13 protein-coding genes are annotated in these 17,547 nt (G+C 43.5%); 4 read left to right on the top strand and 9 right to left on the bottom strand.

The genetic code is table 11. The features are described from left to right. Positions 1–44: 44 nt before the first annotated feature. The 8 genes from R8695_RS16505 to R8695_RS16540 all read right to left on the bottom strand — a co-directional run bounded on the left by R8695_RS16505 (position 45) and on the right by R8695_RS16540 (position 11,356). Positions 45–782, bottom strand: a complete 738-nt coding sequence (locus tag R8695_RS16505; RefSeq protein ID WP_118509990.1) for an SDR family NAD(P)-dependent oxidoreductase — start codon at positions 780–782, stop codon at positions 45–47. Positions 783–822: 40 nt separating this feature from the next. Next, positions 823–2,565 (bottom strand): thiamine pyrophosphate-binding protein, encoded by a 1,743-nt coding sequence (locus R8695_RS16510; protein ID WP_118509988.1) that lies wholly within the window; start codon positions 2,563–2,565, stop codon positions 823–825. A 50-nt stretch (positions 2,566–2,615) separates the two neighbouring features. Continuing rightward, on the bottom strand, positions 2,616–3,776 hold the full coding sequence (locus tag R8695_RS16515; RefSeq protein ID WP_154780082.1) for a LicD family protein: 1,161 nt from the start codon (positions 3,774–3,776) through the stop codon (positions 2,616–2,618). A 40-nt stretch (positions 3,777–3,816) separates the two neighbouring features. Then, the gene (locus R8695_RS16520; RefSeq protein ID WP_154780083.1) at positions 3,817–6,144 is read right to left on the bottom strand and encodes a LicD family protein; all 2,328 of its coding nucleotides are present in this window, start codon (positions 6,142–6,144) and stop codon (positions 3,817–3,819) included. A 3-nt stretch (positions 6,145–6,147) separates the two neighbouring features. Next, a complete protein-coding gene (locus R8695_RS16525; protein WP_118509982.1) occupies positions 6,148–7,449 on the bottom strand; it encodes an adenylyltransferase/cytidyltransferase family protein in 1,302 nt (433 codons plus the stop codon). A 270-nt stretch (positions 7,450–7,719) separates the two neighbouring features. Continuing rightward, entirely contained in the window at positions 7,720–9,111 is a 1,392-nt protein-coding gene (locus tag R8695_RS16530) for an acyltransferase family protein (RefSeq protein ID WP_154780084.1), read from the bottom strand. A gap of 95 nt (positions 9,112–9,206) precedes the next feature. Further along, positions 9,207–9,953: a glycosyltransferase family 2 protein gene (locus R8695_RS16535; RefSeq protein WP_154780085.1), complete on the bottom strand. Its 747-nt coding sequence runs from the start codon at positions 9,951–9,953 to the stop codon at positions 9,207–9,209. A gap of 2 nt (positions 9,954–9,955) precedes the next feature. After that, positions 9,956–11,356 (bottom strand): sugar transferase, encoded by a 1,401-nt coding sequence (locus tag R8695_RS16540; protein WP_195978538.1) that lies wholly within the window; start codon positions 11,354–11,356, stop codon positions 9,956–9,958. Between the two features lie 294 nt (positions 11,357–11,650). On the opposite strand from R8695_RS16540, the gene R8695_RS16545 reads away from it, so the two are divergent. The 4 genes from R8695_RS16545 (at position 11,651) to mscL (ending at position 15,828) form a co-directional block, all read left to right on the top strand. Continuing rightward, a complete protein-coding gene (locus R8695_RS16545) occupies positions 11,651–12,790 on the top strand; it encodes a glucose-1-phosphate adenylyltransferase (RefSeq protein ID WP_154780086.1) in 1,140 nt (379 codons plus the stop codon). A 1-nt stretch (position 12,791) separates the two neighbouring features. After that, a complete protein-coding gene (glgD, locus tag R8695_RS16550; RefSeq protein ID WP_154780087.1) occupies positions 12,792–13,907 on the top strand; it encodes a glucose-1-phosphate adenylyltransferase subunit GlgD in 1,116 nt (371 codons plus the stop codon). Positions 13,908–14,552: 645 nt separating this feature from the next. Then, a complete protein-coding gene (locus R8695_RS16555) occupies positions 14,553–15,146 on the top strand; it encodes a 50S ribosomal protein L25 (RefSeq protein WP_118509970.1) in 594 nt (197 codons plus the stop codon). 280 nt (positions 15,147–15,426) lie between these two features. Continuing rightward, positions 15,427–15,828, top strand: a complete 402-nt coding sequence (mscL, locus tag R8695_RS16560; RefSeq protein ID WP_154780088.1) for a large conductance mechanosensitive channel protein MscL — start codon at positions 15,427–15,429, stop codon at positions 15,826–15,828. A 127-nt stretch (positions 15,829–15,955) separates the two neighbouring features. On the opposite strand, the gene R8695_RS16565 is transcribed toward mscL, so the two are convergent. Then, a complete protein-coding gene (locus R8695_RS16565) occupies positions 15,956–17,536 on the bottom strand; it encodes a PucR family transcriptional regulator (protein ID WP_243139484.1) in 1,581 nt (526 codons plus the stop codon). Positions 17,537–17,547 lie beyond the last annotated feature (11 nt).

Below are 17,547 nucleotides of genomic sequence, written 5' to 3' on the forward strand. Positions count from 1 at the left end.
CTTGTGATCCGGTTTACGCCGGTCACAGATCTGCCTGTCATTTATCAGAAGTAATCATATCCTCCATGGATATCCACAATACTTCCATTCATATAATGATTGGTCAAAATACTATACGCCATATCTGCTACTTCCTGGATCTTTCCAAAACGGTGAAGGGCAATTTTACGGTTGATCCTTTCGTAGCTTTCCTGTGTCCGGGTCTCATGCCACGGGGTCTGTATAAATCCCGGCGCCACTGCATTTACCCGGATCCCCCGGGGCTCAAATTCCTTGACCAGCGATTTCGTCAGGAAATGTACTGCTGCCTTTGTCACCCCGTATACCACAGATGAGGAATATGCCTGCTGTCCTGCATAAGATCCCATGAAAAGGACGCTTCCTCCTTCTGTCATCACAGGCATAAATTCTTTTATCATAAACACCGGAATGGACAGGTTTGTATTTACGATCCTGTTCCACTCCTCAAATGTGTAATCTGCGAATTTATCATATGTGCTGATCCCCGCATTGCTGATCAGCCAGTCCACATGCCCGGCCTGCTTCTTTACAGTTTCCACAAATGTCATCATTTCTTCATAAGAAGACATATCTGCTTTCAGAATGACCAGCTTCTCCTGATCATCCGGAGTCAGACTGTCCCAAAAGCATTCCGCTTTCTCTGCGTTATGAGCATATGTGGCAAATATCAGGTCATCTTTCTCGGAATTCGCCAGGATCTTTTCCACGATCCCTCTTCCGATCCCGGAGGTTCCTCCGGTAATTACAGTTACTCTGCTCATATCTTTTCACTTTCTGCTGTTTCAGCTGTATCTGCCTTAATTACAGGCTCATCAGTTTCTCATAAACTTCTTTCGGCGCATAAGGCTGCTGGTTATGGATCGGTTCTCCCAGGCAGGTTTTCGGATATGCATAGGTTCCGTGTTCCAGCATGATTTCCAGAAGTCCCGGGCCTTCTTTTTCCAGGAATTCCGGTGCGGTTTCCTTTACCTCATCACACCACATACGTTTCGAAGGGATTCCGTATGCGTCAGCTACTTTCGAGAAATTGCAGGATGCAAATCCACAGCCGTCTGTAGTTCCGGCGAAGAGACAATCGAAATAGTCTCTCTGAAGATGCCGGATCATTCCCAGTGCCTCATTATTCATGATCAGCATTTTAATTGGAAGGTTCTCCCTTTTTACCCATTCCAGTTCCTGGATATTCATCTGGAAGGCTCCGTCTCCACAGATACATACCACAGGTCTGCCTGTGGCATAATAAGCGCCGATAGCTGCCGGAAGTCCATATCCCATAGCTCCGTGACCGCCGGAAAACAGAAGTTTCTGGCCCTCGCGGTTCTTAAACGACTGATAGCTCCAGACCATATGCTGACCTACATCCACGGCTATGGCAGAAGTATCCTGCAGCATATCACTGAGATCTGCGATCATACGGTTGGTATATCTCTCCGGAGTCTGGTCATCTACTGCCTGAAGGTTCTCTTTGATCTCCCTGCAGACCTCCAGCCAGTCCCCGAACTCCTTCTTAACACTGCTTCCTTTCTCTGACAGACACCGGATCACTGCTCCTGTTTCTGCCTGAAGTTTCACTTCATTTACACCATCTTCATGGATATCTCTCTTCAGATTATAAGGATCAATATCTACACGGATAATGCGGGCATTTTTCGCAAATTCGTGCACTTTGGTCCCGATCTGTCTGGTACACATGGAAATCCCGAAACACAGGATCAAATCACTTTTCGCGTTGGCGATCATATTAGCGTAACGATGTCCGTAAGCACCTCCGATACATCCGAAATTCAGCGGATGGTCATAGGACAATACCGACTTCGCCAGCACACTTGTGATAACAGGTATCTGTCTTTCCCGGGTAAAACGAAGCAGTGCCTGCTGACTTTCTGTGCTGTCCACCCCATGTCCAAGCATGATCACCGGGCGTACAGACTGCTCCAATGCCTCCAGGATCACATCTGCCGCTGCTTCTGCCTGTGCAGGATCTGTATGACATTCTTCGAATTCCATATCATAGACCGGATTAGCCACTTCACTTCTCTGCATATCCATGGGCAGGTCGATCAGAACCGGTCCCTTTCTTCCTGTATTCGCAATATGATATGCCTTATTTAACTCTTTTACGATATCCTCCGGTTTTCGGATCTGCACTGCATATTTGGTTATCGATCCTGCCATTGCAACAATATCTGTTTCCTGAAATCCCTGCTGCCGTAACCCTTCAATTCCTGAATATTCATAGGTATTCAGCTGTCCTGTAAAGAAGATCACAGGCAGGGAATCATAATAGGCATCTGCCACACCGCTCAACAGATTCACAGCTCCCGGACCGCTGGTAGCATAGGCACAGGCACATTCTTCCTTCGCCTGGGCATATCCGCAGGCCGCAAACGCAGCTCCCTGTTCATTATAACAGGAATGATTTTCCGTCAGCGGATTCCTTTCAATGGAATCTACCAGATGTGCGATCATGGTTCCCTGATATCCGAAGAAATGCCTGACTCCTTTTTTCTGTAAAAACGCAACAATATAGTCTGAAAGCTTCATAAATTTCCTCCCTGCTCACCCCGAACAAAACCTGGCAGTTTCTGCCTGCCTCAGATCAGTATTCCGATCTTTTCTTTCTGTTCGGTTTTTCCTGTTTTCTCCAGAACATCTATATAAATATCGAGAATTTCTTCATCTTCCGCAAATATTTCACCCTTTTCAAGACTCTTCTGCATCATCTTGAAATATGGGCGGAACACCTTTTCCAGTGTCACATAATCTTCATTTTTATATAAATTCAGAATATAGTCCTTTTTCCTCTCATAGGAAATTCCCAGATTCATACGTTTGCCGCAAAACTCTACATAATCCCAGGATTCTTCGAAATAGTCCTTCATCTTGCGGCTCTTTCTCACTTTACGTACACTTTTCAGTCTCTCTTTGACAAATCGGTCAAAACTGCCCCATTCTTTCCACAGCTCTGCATAGCTCACTCTTGCGCTGATGATGGACTGCCCCGGCACCGAATATTTCGGCTCTCTGATCTGTCTGTAACCTGATCCATAGCTTATAGTCAGGTACTTCTTTATGTTTTTCGGAACCTGGAACTTCTCTCCTTCCAGCTCTACTGTCTGCGTTTTTTCAAAAAGTTTCGCCGGATATACAGTCACCTGTTTCTTTCTTTTCAGAGAATATTTCGATGCTGCAGGGTCCTGCTGGCTTCTGCAAAGGTCTTCATAGATCTTTCTGGCAGTCCACTGTCTGCCTGTAAGCTGACAGCGAAGCTTGATAAGCATTTTACTGCAAAAAGTTTTAAACCCTTTTTCATCGGCAGGCTGATCTATATTCTCCAGCCATCCCTTTTCCTCAAAAGTACTCCATCTCTTCTTCATTCCAGAATCACCGTTTGCCCTCAGGGGATAGATCGTGATTCCCAGCCCCGGATATGCATACTCTCTGGGACAGTCAAGATTCAGGCAGACTGTGTCTGTATTCTCATATCTGAGATAAAAACCCGGGAAATATTTATGGGTTTTCATAGATTCCAGAGCACGTTTCTCCCTTGGATCATTCTCCACTGCCTGACGGAACCGTTCCATTTCCGCAGTTTTCATCAGAACTACGCCGAAGTACGGATTCTGTGGAAAAGGCAGGCCCTCCACTGCGCATAACGTAAGACGGGGAGACAGATAATATTCGATATTATTCTTCCGGCATATTTCATCAATCTCTTTTAATAAAGATAAAATTACCTTCTGTTTCCTATTCAATTTCTTATAACCTCTCTATACAATCTTTTGTGTCCACAGATCATACAAGTTTGGACGCAAGTGCCTGAATATCTTCCAGGCTTCCATATTTATCCAGCCATCCGTTCAATACAGCCTGGATATCTGATTTCTTTCCAGAATCTGCTGCCTGTCTGCTTCCATCTTTCAGATCATTGATAATAATACGATAAAGCTCCGTTTTCACATAAGAGGGCTTTACATAGTCCAGTGCTGATCGATAATTTTCAAATGCGCTTCTGGTCTGTCCCTGTTTATTACGGATATCTCCCATAAGTTTATAGACATACCCTTTCTCTTCTTTATGGATCAGACGGCTACGCACCTGCTCTGCCAGCCACTCCAGCTCACTTTCCTCATCTGTACAAATGATCTCTGTCCTTAATGAAGCAAGTTCTGCCGGATATCCCAGACGCCTCCAGGCTTTGGTCAGTGCTTTCTTGTATACCTGAAGGCCTGGTTTCTCTTTCTTGTTATTTTTGTCCTGTTCCTCATCTGGCGCATCCTTCTTTCCGTTTACCGGAAGTGGATTTTTCATCGGAGTGCCTATCTTTTTACGGATCTCACGGATTTCTTTTTCAATCTCACTCTGAGTCCGTGCGCAGGCTACTTTTACCAGATAAAGTCCGGCTCTGATGTCTTCATCATCCGGAAGTATCTTCATCCACAGTTCCATGGTGCGAAGGGCTTCTTCTCTTGCACGGCCGGCGATCAGCTGCTCACAGTTTGCCAGGATCTGCTCTTTATATGGAAGAAACAGCCTGTCCATTTCCAGCCAGATCATGCCGTTGGAAGTTTTCTCCCGTACCTGTGCATAAAGTTCAAGTGCCTTCTCTCCGTTTCCGTTCATCCATAAAATATCTGCCTTATATTTCAGGAAATATCCATCTTCCGGGAAAATTCTCAACGCATCTTCCAGGAAACGTTCCGCTTCCAGCCTGTGTTCTCCTGCATCTGCCATCATGAAACGGCATTTAAATTTCATCAGTCCCGGATGTTCCGGATATTTCTTAAGCAGATCCTCACAGATCCTGCCTGCTTCTTCCATTCTCTGGAATTCGTAATGATCCGCAGCTTTCCGAAACAGTTCTATGTCCATTTTCAACGTCTGCATACCGTCCGTAAGATGCTTCTGTTTCTCCCATATCTCCAGCAGGCGGTATGCCTTGGAAACCCTTTCTGTATAAAACAGCGTCTGCACAGCTGCCATAAACACCTCATCCGGAAGGTCTGCAAGAACAGGATGATAAAATGCATAAATAAATGTGTAATCTTCCCTGCCGATAAATTCCGCACTGAGCTGAGCTTTATAATATGCACCAAACAGATTCGACAGGCTGCCATATTCCCTTTTCTCCATGGCTTCTTCCAGGTTTATCCCGGACTTCACAATAGATCTCTGGAGATCCAATGCCACAACCTTCGCCTTCATCATAAGGCCTTCCTGGCGGAGTTTGTGCCGCTTCTTCGCTATACACATATTATAAAATTTACGCCGGGCAGCATTAAAACGAAGTCTGCCCTTTTTCATCTTGGGCATATAATCTTCCCTGAATTCTTCGAAAGAAACCCCATCTACGTTAACAGCCACATGTCCTTCCCTGCTGTCATGAGGCGGCATATATGACCACTCATCTCCGTAATGCCAGATGAGATAATCACTGCAATGATTGGGGATCATTACCTTCTCCCCTTCGAACTTCCCGTATTTCACAGGAAAGAGCATATCCTTGTCAAACAGGAACGGACAGCCTCCCCAGCGCATGGCATATCTGTCACATTCTTCTTCCTTATAGGAGAACATGATCTTCTCCAGTTTCTTCAGGGTTCTGTTTTTACCCAGAAAAACATAGGAAAGCAGGTATTTCAGATAAAGGGACGCCGGGATTTCCCAGCGGTCACTGTATCCTACAGAGATGTTGATCAGATCTGAATAGATCATCATATGGGTTCTGTATTTCTCATATTCTTTATCGTCTGCCGGAATCGGGTCCAGCGTAAGTACATCTATGATCTCTCCCGCACAGTCCTTTCCGATGATCTGGCTCTTGTGGACAGCGCAGGTATCTGCTGATGCATAGCGTGGAAAAGAATTCGTATATGTCCTGTCTACATCTGAACACTGGATCTTCCGCTCCGGCGGCAGTTCGGTTCTGCAGATTTCCACAAATTTCTCCCAGTCAGATCTGGGCATGTACAGATCCACATCATCATCCCAGGGAACAAAACCTTCATGGCGAACTGCCCCAACCAGAGAGCCTCCCGCCATTACATACCGAAGATTATGTTCTTTACAGATTTCATCAACCTCCTGAAAAAGCTTCAAAAGATATTTTTGTTTTTCCGTCATGAGTTATCCTTTCTGATTAATAGTTTCCAATACTTCCAGCAACTTCACGGACTCATCATAAAAAAGTCTGGTGCATTCTGTCCTCTTGTCCCTGATCATGATCATCAGTTCCTGAAGCAGATAGCGGAAACCATTTCCATCAAAATTAAAGCTATAGCGTTTCAGGAATTCCCGACCTGAAATATTCGCCTCGAAATAACCGGTATTCCACCAGTCATTGGGGATCGTAACCCTTCCGTTGCTTCCGATGATCACCATCTCATCTTCCACATCTACTGTAGTACCAATCTCTATGGTAGCAAGGGCATTCTCATACTTTATAGTGATCATATCGTATACGAATTTCCCCTGTCTGTCTGTTACAGCATTGGTATTCACTTCCAGGCAGTTTTTGCCCAGAATCTTGATCACTGCACAGATCGCATTGCACACTGTTTCATTAAAAGGCTTGCCGCCCTCGAAATCATCCTGGGAAATGGCACACTTCACACTGACCAGATCTCCTACCAGGTTACTGTGTACCAGCCATACCAGCTGGGTAAAAGCTCTCAGGTACACCAGTGTGAGCCGTTCGATCAGAACCACCTTATGCTCTGCAGCCTTCCGGAAAAAATATCTCAGTTTCTCCGGTGAAAGAGCGGCCGGCACATCGCTGATCACATATTTTCCCATGTCTATGGCGCGTTCGATATACTGTTCTCTCTCCAACTGCCTGCATTTAATATATACAATGTCAATACCAGAAAGAAATTCATTATAGTCATTCCACCAGGAATCCAGTTCATATTTATCACAGAAATCCTGGGCTGTTTTTTCATCCTCTGAGAAAACACGTTCCACATGAACACCACTGACATATTTCGACTCCTGCACGAAGTCATTATCCCTGATATCGTCTGTTACCACACCCATATTAAAGATAACTCCCTCACCGCGCAGTTTCGTACTGGAAATATTCTTCGTTCTCTCCAGATATACTACATCGCAGTAATTCTTCAGATAGTCGAATTTCCCTCTCCAGTCTGAACCAACTACCAGTATATCAATATCATATTTAATGATATCATTGACTTTCTGTCCCTGGTATTCCTCAATGATGATCTCATCTGCCAGCTCTGTTCTCCTTACATTCTCGATCCTTTTGATCAGGCTGTCCCTTACATTCAGCTTTCCGCGCTCAATATCGTAGCTCTCACTGGTAACACCAACGATCAGATAATCGCCCAGTGCCCTGGCACGTTTTATAATGTTATAATGGCCCTTATGAAACAGATCAAAAGTGCCGTACGTAATTACTTTCTTCATATACTCCCCTGTGTCCTGTACTTGGTGGTTAACATTGCTACTTTACATTTCTTTTACTATTATTTCACCGTTATTTTTAATTATAACATAGATCAGGCCGTCCGTCATTACTTTGTAAAAAAAATGATATGGTTCTGTAATGATAACAATTCCTCATCTACTTTATTCTCCCGCCCCTGGCAGTGGGCGCTTCAGTGATAGAACGCCATCGGAGTGCTTTTTCTAAATAATAAGAAAAGCCCCGGAAACCTGTGTTTCCAGAGCTTCGTATCACTGATCATCTGCAGGGTACTGTCCGGTTTTCTCTCTTTTCTGGAGATTGCTGTTCTCTGCTTTTCTGGTAGCAGCCTCCAGCTCTTCCATCAGTTCTTCCAGTGTCAGTTCCCTTTCTTCTTCCTTCAGAGGTTCCTCCGATACATCATCCAGATTATCCTCTTCTATATCCATTTCATATCCTGCCACCCGGCTGGATCCTTCATTCTTCTCTGTGGTCTCCTGCGTACCTTCCACTTCAGGGTCTGCACTTCCCACATGATCTTTATCCGGTTCCAGAGTCGCAGCCAGCTCTTCGATAGCCTTTCTGCGCTGTCTCAGAATTTCATATTTATTCTCATCACTGTCATATTCTTCTTCCAGTCCCTCATCCCTGACTGTCTTATCTGTCTTAAACAGGATAAATGCGATTATATTTATCACCCCTGTATACAGCCAGTCCACAGGCAGGCTTCCCAGTACCAGGATAAATACCAGCGATACTCCCAGCAATGCCCACACATTGGTCAGCTGTGGAAGTCTCAGCAGATACAATCCGTTCATAATGATCATGATCGGATAATGGAAAAGATAGATTCCCATGGTATGCCGGCCAATATAAGTCAGCGGTAACTTGATATCCGGCATCAGTGCCAGGAATGTATAGATCACAATAAAAGATACCAGATACATCAGAAGCCTGATCACAATACCTTCCTGATCAGTCAGTCCGCAGAGCTGATATCTGTGATTTGCACGGAAAATAGCAATTCCCATGCCATTGGTGATCATATAATTCGGGATGGCCCAGAGCAGTACTGCGGAGATAGGCACCAGAACCCATTTTCCTTTAAACTTACGTACTGCCGTAATATATTCACTTTTCCAGAGGTAACCTGCCGCAAAAAACGGGAAAAATACCACGATCCTGGAAGCAGACAAAAACGTCGTAAACTCCGGTCTGGTTCCTGCCCACAGTGCAAAAATAATGCTCAGCGGAACAATGAATCGGATCTTGCCCATAGCTTCAATGGTCAGTCTGTATGCAAAAAGCGCCAGCACATACCACATAACTGTTCCTGTAGGTCTGAGTATCTCATAATCTACGGATTTCCCCAGCCATATCTGGGAATAACAGGTAAGTGAATATCCCAGAATATAGGGAATCAGCAGATTCTTCACATTCTTAAGAACATTCTGCGGTTTCTTTGACAAATATCCGGAAATAAAAACAAAGGCAGGCATATGGAAGATCGTGATCCCATACCAGATGTATCGTACCACCATGTCTACCTTCACCAGATTGAATGCAATGATATGATTAAAAACCACAAGAAAAATAAGCAAAACTTTTATATTGTCTATCAGGTAAGAATACGGTACAGCCGCTCTGTCTGCTTTAAATTTCATATTTATATACAGTCCTTCTGAAAAATTTTCACTGTCTGTTTCACAGCTTAGTTAAAATAAGTATAACATATTTTTATGATTTTTGGAATAGAAACTTAATGGAAGTATTTCCAAACTCCATTTACAGCGTAAGAAATAAAGAACAGACTGCTTCTGACCGGATCATATCCTGCATATCTGTAAACCCGGTACGTCATAGACGCTGATTTCAGTTTATTCCTGGATTTTCCCCCTTCACTGAGCCGGTATTTAAGAAGAGGTTTATTGATCCCGGCTGCACTGCCGTACTTTTTCAACACCTTAAGCCAGGTGATATAATCTTCATGACTGTCATCATGCTCCATAGGAAATTCCAGTGCTGCTTCCCTGCGTATCAGCACTGATGAGCAGTTAATACAGTTGTGTTTCAGCAGATCTCTGTAACGGATCTTCTCCCTGACCGGAATATAGCGTCCGGTATCACTGCCATCTGCCTTCATCAGTTCCCGCCCTGTGGAACACATTACAAGGCCTGTCTTTTCAAGGATTCCCAGCTGTTCTTTCAGCTTTCCCCTGTCCCACCAGTCATCTGCATCCAGAAATGCAACATATTCACCGACAGCTTCCTGCACACCCCGGTTTCTGGAACGGGCAGCTCCCATATTTTCTTTGTTCTTAATATATCGAAAGTCCTCTCTGCCCTCATAGGCAGACAGGACTTCCTCTGTACCGTCTGTAGATCCGTCATCTATGACTAGAAGTTCCAGGGAAATCCCCTGCTCATAGACAGATTCTACAGCTCTTTTAATATATTTCTCTCCATTATAAACCGGCATGATTACAGATACCAATGGTCTGTTCATGATCATTCCTCCGTTTTTTCCTCATCAGTCTTTACACTGTTTCCGGAATCCTTCAGTGCATTTACCTGCTTATCATCCACACCCTCGGAAACTTCCTTCTGGAAAAAGATCTTCACAGTCATAAAGATCAGTTTAATATCCAGCAGGAAAGAATAGTTCTCAATATAAAACAGGTCCAGCTTCAGCTTATCATAAGGAGTTGTATTATATTTTCCATAAACCTGTGCATATCCGGTAAGTCCGGCTTTTACTTTCAGGCGGTAATAAAACTCCGGCAGTTCCTTCTCATACTCACGCATGATCGTCTTTCTCTCAGGACGTGGACCTACCAGGGACATATCTCCCTTAAATACATTAAACAGCTGGGGCAGTTCATCCAAATGCAGATTTCTCAGCACTTTTCCCACCGGAGTGATCCTGGAATCATGTTTGGATGCCAGACGGGCACCATTTTTCTCCGAATCCACGCACATACTGCGGAACTTGCAGATCATAAAGGATCTGCCGCCTACAGTCAGACGCTCCTGAAAATAAAATACCGGTCCTCTGTCATATAACTTCACAGCAAGGGCAATGATCAGCATAATCGGAGAAGTGATCACAATACCGATACCTGAGATCACCATATCCATCACTCTCTTCGCAGCTCTCTGATCTATGGATAATCCCATATTTCTGGACATAAGAAGAGGAGTATCGAAAAGATGGATCCTGTCACTTCCCATGAGGATGATATCTGAAATCTTCGGGCTGACATAACAGCGGATAGAATGGGCGAAACAGTACTTCAGATAACGGTTTCTCTCCATAGACGGAAGATCCCAGATGATCACACCGTCATAATTGCGCATAAGTTTATGGATTTCCCTCTCTCCTACACTGGAATGTACCTTGCCGCTGATATCATATTTATCCTTTCTGGAATTCATCTTATGGATCAGATCATCTCCCGGATCACGGTCTCCGTAAATAACCAGCAGCTTTCTGGCACGATATAATTTCGAATAAATATATCTGGAGCCCCATATCCATATAATAATAAGGATCAGCTGCAGACCGGTCATTTCTATCATAGGTCCCGGACTCAGAAACCATCTGTTGATCAGGGTGATCTCAAAATATTCCACCACATTGGTACACAACAGTGCCAGAGTCAGAGAATAAAATACATCCACCCGCTTCAGATATCCCACCTTCAGGCCGCCATAAAGCTTGGCGAACATAGCGAACATCAATCCATAGATTGCGATCAGAACCCAGTTACCTTTTCTCCAGAATGGCTCATCGATCTGACCACGGTAAACCGTATACCACACATAGGCAAATACTGCCATCTGAGCAAGAACCACCAGGCTGGCCAGACAGAATACGATAAATCGTTTATAATCTTCTCTTTTATTCACGTGATACCTCTTATTTCTGAAATTCTTTTCTTATTATATATTTCTAATATTTCTGACTTCCCCATTATAGCCCAAGATATATGGTACGTCCACCCGTTTTCGTTAAATTTGTTTATAATGCTGAGAGTCACACTCTGGTTTTTTTTGCGATGTTTTGTATATAATGCATAATTTTTTGACAGTTTTTATCTGTTTCTAGCGAAAATTTTACATATTTTTTTTACAAACCTATGGAAATCCCCCCAAAAAAATTGTATAATATTCGTAAGTAAATGAAAGCGAGGGTTCACTATTATGAAACAAAATAGTATGTTGGCTATGATCCTGGCCGGCGGTCGTGGCAGCCGTCTTCATGATCTTACCAATAAAGTGGCAAAGCCAGCCGTTTCATACGGCGGTAAATATCGTATTGTAGACTTTCCTTTAAGTAACTGTGCCAACAGCGGCGTTGATGTTGTAGGTGTACTTACACAGTATGAATCCATCCAGCTGAACAGTTATGTTGCAGCCGGCGGCCGCTGGGGTCTTGATGCCAAAGACAGTGGTGTTTACGTTCTTCCTCCGCGTGAGAAAGCTGATGAGAATCTGAATGTATACCGCGGAACTGCAGATGCAATTTCCCAGAATATCGACTTTATCGACAAATTTGATCCGGAATATGTTCTCGTTCTTTCCGGTGACCATATTTACAAGATGAACTATGACGAGATGCTTGCAGCTCATAAGAAAGCGAATGCCGATGCAACGATCGCAGTTATCGAAGTTCCACTGAAAGAAGCAAGCCGTTTCGGTATCATGAACACTGATGAATCCGGACGTATTGTAGAATTCGAAGAGAAACCGGAACATCCTAAGAGCAATCTTGCATCCATGGGTATCTATATCTTCACATGGAAACTTCTCCGCAAGATGCTGATGGCTGATATCAAGAATCCTGATTCCAACCATGACTTTGGTAAAGATATCATCCCTACTATGCTTAACGATAATAAGACTCTTTATGCATATAAATTCAAGGGCTACTGGAAAGATGTTGGTACAATTGATTCTCTCTGGGAAGCAAACATGGATCTGTTAAGCTCCAAGAACGAACTGGATCTGGGCGACCCATCCTGGAAGATCTATACAGAAGACGTTACTGCTCTTCCACAGTATATCAGTGCAGAAGCAGACGTTAAAGATGCATATATCACACAGGGTTGTGTTGTTCAGGGTGAAGTGAAACATTCCGTACTCTTTACAGGTGTTAAGATTGGTGCTGGCGCTATCGTTATCGACAGTGTTCTGATGCCAGGTGCTATCGTAGAAGAAGGCGCTGTAGTTCAGCGTGCACTGGTAGCCGACGGTATCCGTATCGGTAAAGGTACCATTGTAGGTGATCCGAAGAGCGAGCACATCGAACTTGTGGCGAAACGTGTAAAGGGGGCAGAATAATATGTATAAGGCATTTGGTATCGTAAACTCCTCCGGGAGAAACATTTATGTAGATGGTATGCAGGATTATCGCCCGATTGGCGCGTTTTCCTTCCTTGGAAGATACAGAGTCATCGACTTCCCTATCTCCAACATGACTAACAGTAATATTGACCGTATCCAGGTTTATATCAACAATAAACCTCGTTCTATTGTAGAGCACGTTGGAACAGGACGTCATTACAACATTAACTCCAAGAGTGGCAAACTTCAGCTTCTCTTCTCAGAGCATAATAATGACAATGATATCTACAACACAGATATCTCCTGCTACATGGACAATATGGAATCCCTGAGCAGAATGCAGCAGCCATATGTTGTCATTGCTCCAAGCTACATGGTTTACTCCATTGATTTTGATCAGTTTATACATACACATATTGACTCCAGTGCAGATGTTACCCTGCTTTATCATTCTGTTGATAATGCCAAGGAAGCATATCTGACCTGTAATGTTCTGGAACTGAACCGCCAGAAAGGTGTAGAAGCCATCGGTGCTAACCATGGTAATAAGAAGAACCAGAATATCTATATGGATACCTGCGTCATGAAGACAGAGCTCTTCATCAGCCTGGTAAAAGAAGCTAAGAAGCTTTCCTCCATGTACACTCTGACAGATATCCTGAACGACAAATGTGAAACTCTGGATATCCGTGGCGTTGCACATAAAGGATACTTTGCAAGCATCACAGATTTCCCAAGCTACTATGCAGCAAACATGAATCTGCTTGACTACAAAGCAGCTCAGGAACTGTTCCATGAGAACTGGCCGATCTATACACGTACCAACGACTCTTGCCCGACTCAGTATTTCAGCACAGCAGAAGTTAAGAATTCCGTAATCTCCAATGGCTGCCAGATTGAAGGTACTGTTGAGAATTCCGTAATCGGACGTGGATGTATCATTAAGAAAGGTGCTGTTGTCAGAAATAGTGTTGTACTCGCTGAAGTTACAATCGGTGAAGATGTTCACGTAGAGAATGAAGTCGTTGACAAATGGGCACGACTCATCCGTAAGAAAGAAATCGTATCTCCGGCTGACCAGCCTGGTTATATCAAGAGAAATGATACTCTGTAATTGGTGATTAAGTAATAAAATGAGTCCTTGGAAGTGGCAACTTCCAGGGGCTTTTTCAGGTTCCAATTTGTTCTAAGATATGACACACTTATTCTGTTGTCACATCCTACACCGACAACAGGAGGGAGATGTTTTCCTGGAATTCCTAATTCATATACTCATATCAGATCTTGTTCCTTTTATGATTTCTGTTCTGGCAGGCATCCTTAGTAATTACATATATAATAAGCTGACAGAACATAAACGTGACAATAAGGAATAAGCGGAACATCAACCGTAAATTGAGTGAACCCCCGGAAGAGGCAACTTCTGGGGGTTCTTTGTTTTTGTTTACTTGAAATTCTTAATTCAACTTTTACCCGATACAACTATAACATTTGCTATTCTGAAAAACAATACGCCTAATTTTTCAAGTCAGATAACATTTTACTTTCTCCAAATTTGTAAGATTTCACAAATTCTTCACACTTTTTCCCTTGCATTTCATTCCTTGCGTGTTATAATACAGCTGTAACAAAGATAAAGAACAAGCAAACAACTGAATACTTAAAAATACTTAACACCACCTGGAGCACATATGATTGCTCTTAGATCAAGATAGTGTCAAGCGTGTCACCTCAGCTGTAAAAATGGAGGAAAAGTCAAATGAATACTTTAAAAGCTGAAAAAAGAACAATGGACACAAAGGCCAAAAGATTAAGAAGAGAAGGCTACGTTACAGGTAACGTATTCGGAAAAGAAATGGAAGGTTCCATTCCTCTTAAAATGGAGAAATCCGATGTAGAGAAACTTCTCAAAACAAGCAACAAAGGAAGCCAGATCATGCTGGACGTAGACGGTCAGTCTTATGATGTACTGATCAAGGAGATCCAGTTCAATCCGTTAAAAGGACAGGTGGATGAAATAGATTTCCAGGCACTGGTAAGCAACGAGAAAGTACACTCCGTAGCAGAGATCGTACTTGTAAACCATGACAAACTGGAAGCCGGTGTATTGCAGCAGCATCTGGAAGAAATCTCCTTCCGTGCTCTCCCATCAGCACTGGTAGACAAAGTTATGGTAGATGTCGGTGACATGAAAGTCGGCGATGTGATCAAAGTCAAAGACCTCGCCATCGCCCAGGATAAAGACGTAGACTTAAAGACAGACCTCGAAGCTGCAGTTGTATCCGTAGCCGCCGTTCACGTAGACCCGGCTCTGGAAGCTGAAGAAGAGGCTGCTGAAGAAGAAACTAAATAACATAATATATTACTGTTCACTTCGTGCCCAGCAACATGCTTCGCGATGCACAGAATTTATGCTAATCGCATAAATTCTGTGCGGTATGTCTCAGGTTTTCTGTGACTTTCGCTCACAAAAACACCTCGCAGGATATTACCAGTGAATAGTGACTACAATATCTCTTTTAACACTAATTCAGGTACGCTTAAGCGTACCTGAATTTTTTTATCAGAAAATTGACCTTTCCAGCCATCTACGCTATCATAATAGTATCACACTTTTTAAGGAGGAAATTCCAATGAAAAAATTCATGGAAGAATTCAAAGCATTTGCCCTGCGTGGCAATGTCATGGACATGGCAGTCGGTGTCATTATCGGAGGTGCTTTTTCCGGAATCGTAACCTCTTTGACCGACAACTTTATTAAACCAATTCTTAACGTACTAACAGGAGGCGCTACATACACACTCCAGGATGTATCCGGATTCGCATCCTCATTCATCTCATCTGTAGTAAACTTCCTCATCATGGCATTCATTCTCTTCTGCCTGCTCAAAGCAGTAAACAAAGTCACCTCCCTCGGTGCCAAGAAAGAAGAACCAGCCGCTCCGACCACTAAGAAATGTCCATTCTGTATGAGCGAAATCGACATCAAAGCAACACGCTGTCCACACTGCACTTCTGAATTACCAGAAGAATAATTTTACAACCAAGGGGTGTCCAGAGGGGACGCGGCTTTGCGTCCCCTCTGGGGTTTTCTTTTACTCAGAAACTCAATACTCTGGGATATTCCATTTTTTAATAACGGTATCCGTTTATACCTGTACCCTATTCTTTCTCTTCCTCCTGCTCCAGCAGCCTGAACGACAGTTCCAGATAAAAAATCTCCTCCGGATCATCCAGGTCAGACTGCAGAATTTCCTTAATCCTGTCCAGCCTGTACAGAAAAGTGCTTCGATGAATAAACAGTTCCCTCGCCGCCTGGGTCGCACTCAGATGTTCTTCCAGATACGCCCTCAGCGTCTCCATATACTGTGTCTCATTCTCTTCATCATGTTTCTTCAGTTCCAACAAACCTTCATGGCAGATCATTGACCCCGGCAATCTTCTGGTAGACTGCTCCAGAATATACGTCAATGCCACCTGACTGAAATAATGGATCCACAGATAAGGCTTCTTACGGCTTCCTACATCCAGCGCCGTCTTCGCCTGCACATACTGTCGCCGCAGGTTCATATGTCCCTCCATTACCCTGCTGTATCCAGCTTTCAGATAAGTATCACGGATAAAATAAATCAGCTTGCCTGCCACTTCCTCCTGATTCATTCCAAGTCTGGTCATGTCAAAAAATACCACAATCTCATCCTGATAAAGAAAACTCACCGAATCCTCCAATTTCTTCTTGATATACCGACAGATTGCCCTCGTAGAAAGATTCTGCTGATTTAGATAAGTGATTTGCAAAATCAAACACATATACTCATGATTTCCACTCCATCCCAGTTCACTGAGTTCTCTGCTCACCTGCAGATAATCCGCAGTCCTGTCCGACAGAACCCTGACAAAAATCTGCTCCATATCCCTGTCCGGATCTTCTTCCTCCGCCTCATGCGTAAGCAGATACTCCAGTTTCTCCACCAGAATATCCAGCACACAGATAACTCCCGGCGTGATCTCCGTCCTGCACTCTGTCAGAACTAACCTGTGGGTTGCCTTCTCATCCACAAACAGATTTCTGTTCATCGAACGACATCCACTAATATAGGTCGGAAACATCACATACTCATGAGTATCTGCCATATCACGGTAGGTCTCATTCTGCAAAAGCGCATTTACATACTCCATATTCAATCCGTCGTCTGTATACAGCCGCGCTCTCAGTGGCAGATACTCACTTCCCGCTTCTGCCACAAAAGTAAAATCCAATCCCATTACAGTTAAAGGATTCTGCAGAAATTCCGATGTCACCCGCAGAATCCAATCCATTCCAGCATGCTCTAACATCAGATCATGAATTTTCCGCTCCCATTCATCAGCCCCATCAAAAATCTCCTGCACATCATTCATAAATTCTGCGATTTCTTCCAGATCCTCAAGGTCTATACAAACAAAAGCACCTTTAAAATTATCTGCCTCATCTTCAAATCCTGCTGTCCCTTTCTTCCTGCAGAAAATCCAGAAAATATCCTCAGTCTTTGAACCCACAGCTTCCCACTCTTCTGCATCATATCCCTGAATCACATATACATGTCCTGTCCGAAATCCATCTTCTGATTTCTTTCCCTGCTTATTTATCCCACAACATAAAAAAGGGCGCAGATATCCGTCTGAACCAGATAAATTTCCCTTTTCCAGAATTTCGTATTTCTCTTTTATCTTTTCATATAAATAAACTGATGACAGCCGCAATCTCCTGTCCT

Source organism: Blautia luti (genome assembly GCF_033096465.1).
GTDB lineage: Bacteria > Bacillota > Clostridia > Lachnospirales > Lachnospiraceae > Blautia_A > Blautia_A luti.

Coding starts and splice junctions, on each gene's coding strand:
- R8695_RS16535 (WP_154780085.1), bottom strand. CDS start 9,953: ATGAACAGACCATTGGTATCTGTAATCATGCCGGTTTATAATGGAGAG.
- R8695_RS16510 (WP_118509988.1), bottom strand. CDS start 2,565: ATGAAGCTTTCAGACTATATTGTTGCGTTTTTACAGAAAAAAGGAGTC.
- glgD (WP_154780087.1), top strand. CDS start 12,792: ATGTATAAGGCATTTGGTATCGTAAACTCCTCCGGGAGAAACATTTAT.
- R8695_RS16555 (WP_118509970.1), top strand. CDS start 14,553: ATGAATACTTTAAAAGCTGAAAAAAGAACAATGGACACAAAGGCCAAA.
- R8695_RS16525 (WP_118509982.1), bottom strand. CDS start 7,449: ATGAAGAAAGTAATTACGTACGGCACTTTTGATCTGTTTCATAAGGGC.
- R8695_RS16545 (WP_154780086.1), top strand. CDS start 11,651: ATGAAACAAAATAGTATGTTGGCTATGATCCTGGCCGGCGGTCGTGGC.
- R8695_RS16520 (WP_154780083.1), bottom strand. CDS start 6,144: ATGACGGAAAAACAAAAATATCTTTTGAAGCTTTTTCAGGAGGTTGAT.
- mscL (WP_154780088.1), top strand. CDS start 15,427: ATGAAAAAATTCATGGAAGAATTCAAAGCATTTGCCCTGCGTGGCAAT.
- R8695_RS16530 (WP_154780084.1), bottom strand. CDS start 9,111: ATGAAATTTAAAGCAGACAGAGCGGCTGTACCGTATTCTTACCTGATA.
- R8695_RS16505 (WP_118509990.1), bottom strand. CDS start 782: ATGAGCAGAGTAACTGTAATTACCGGAGGAACCTCCGGGATCGGAAGA.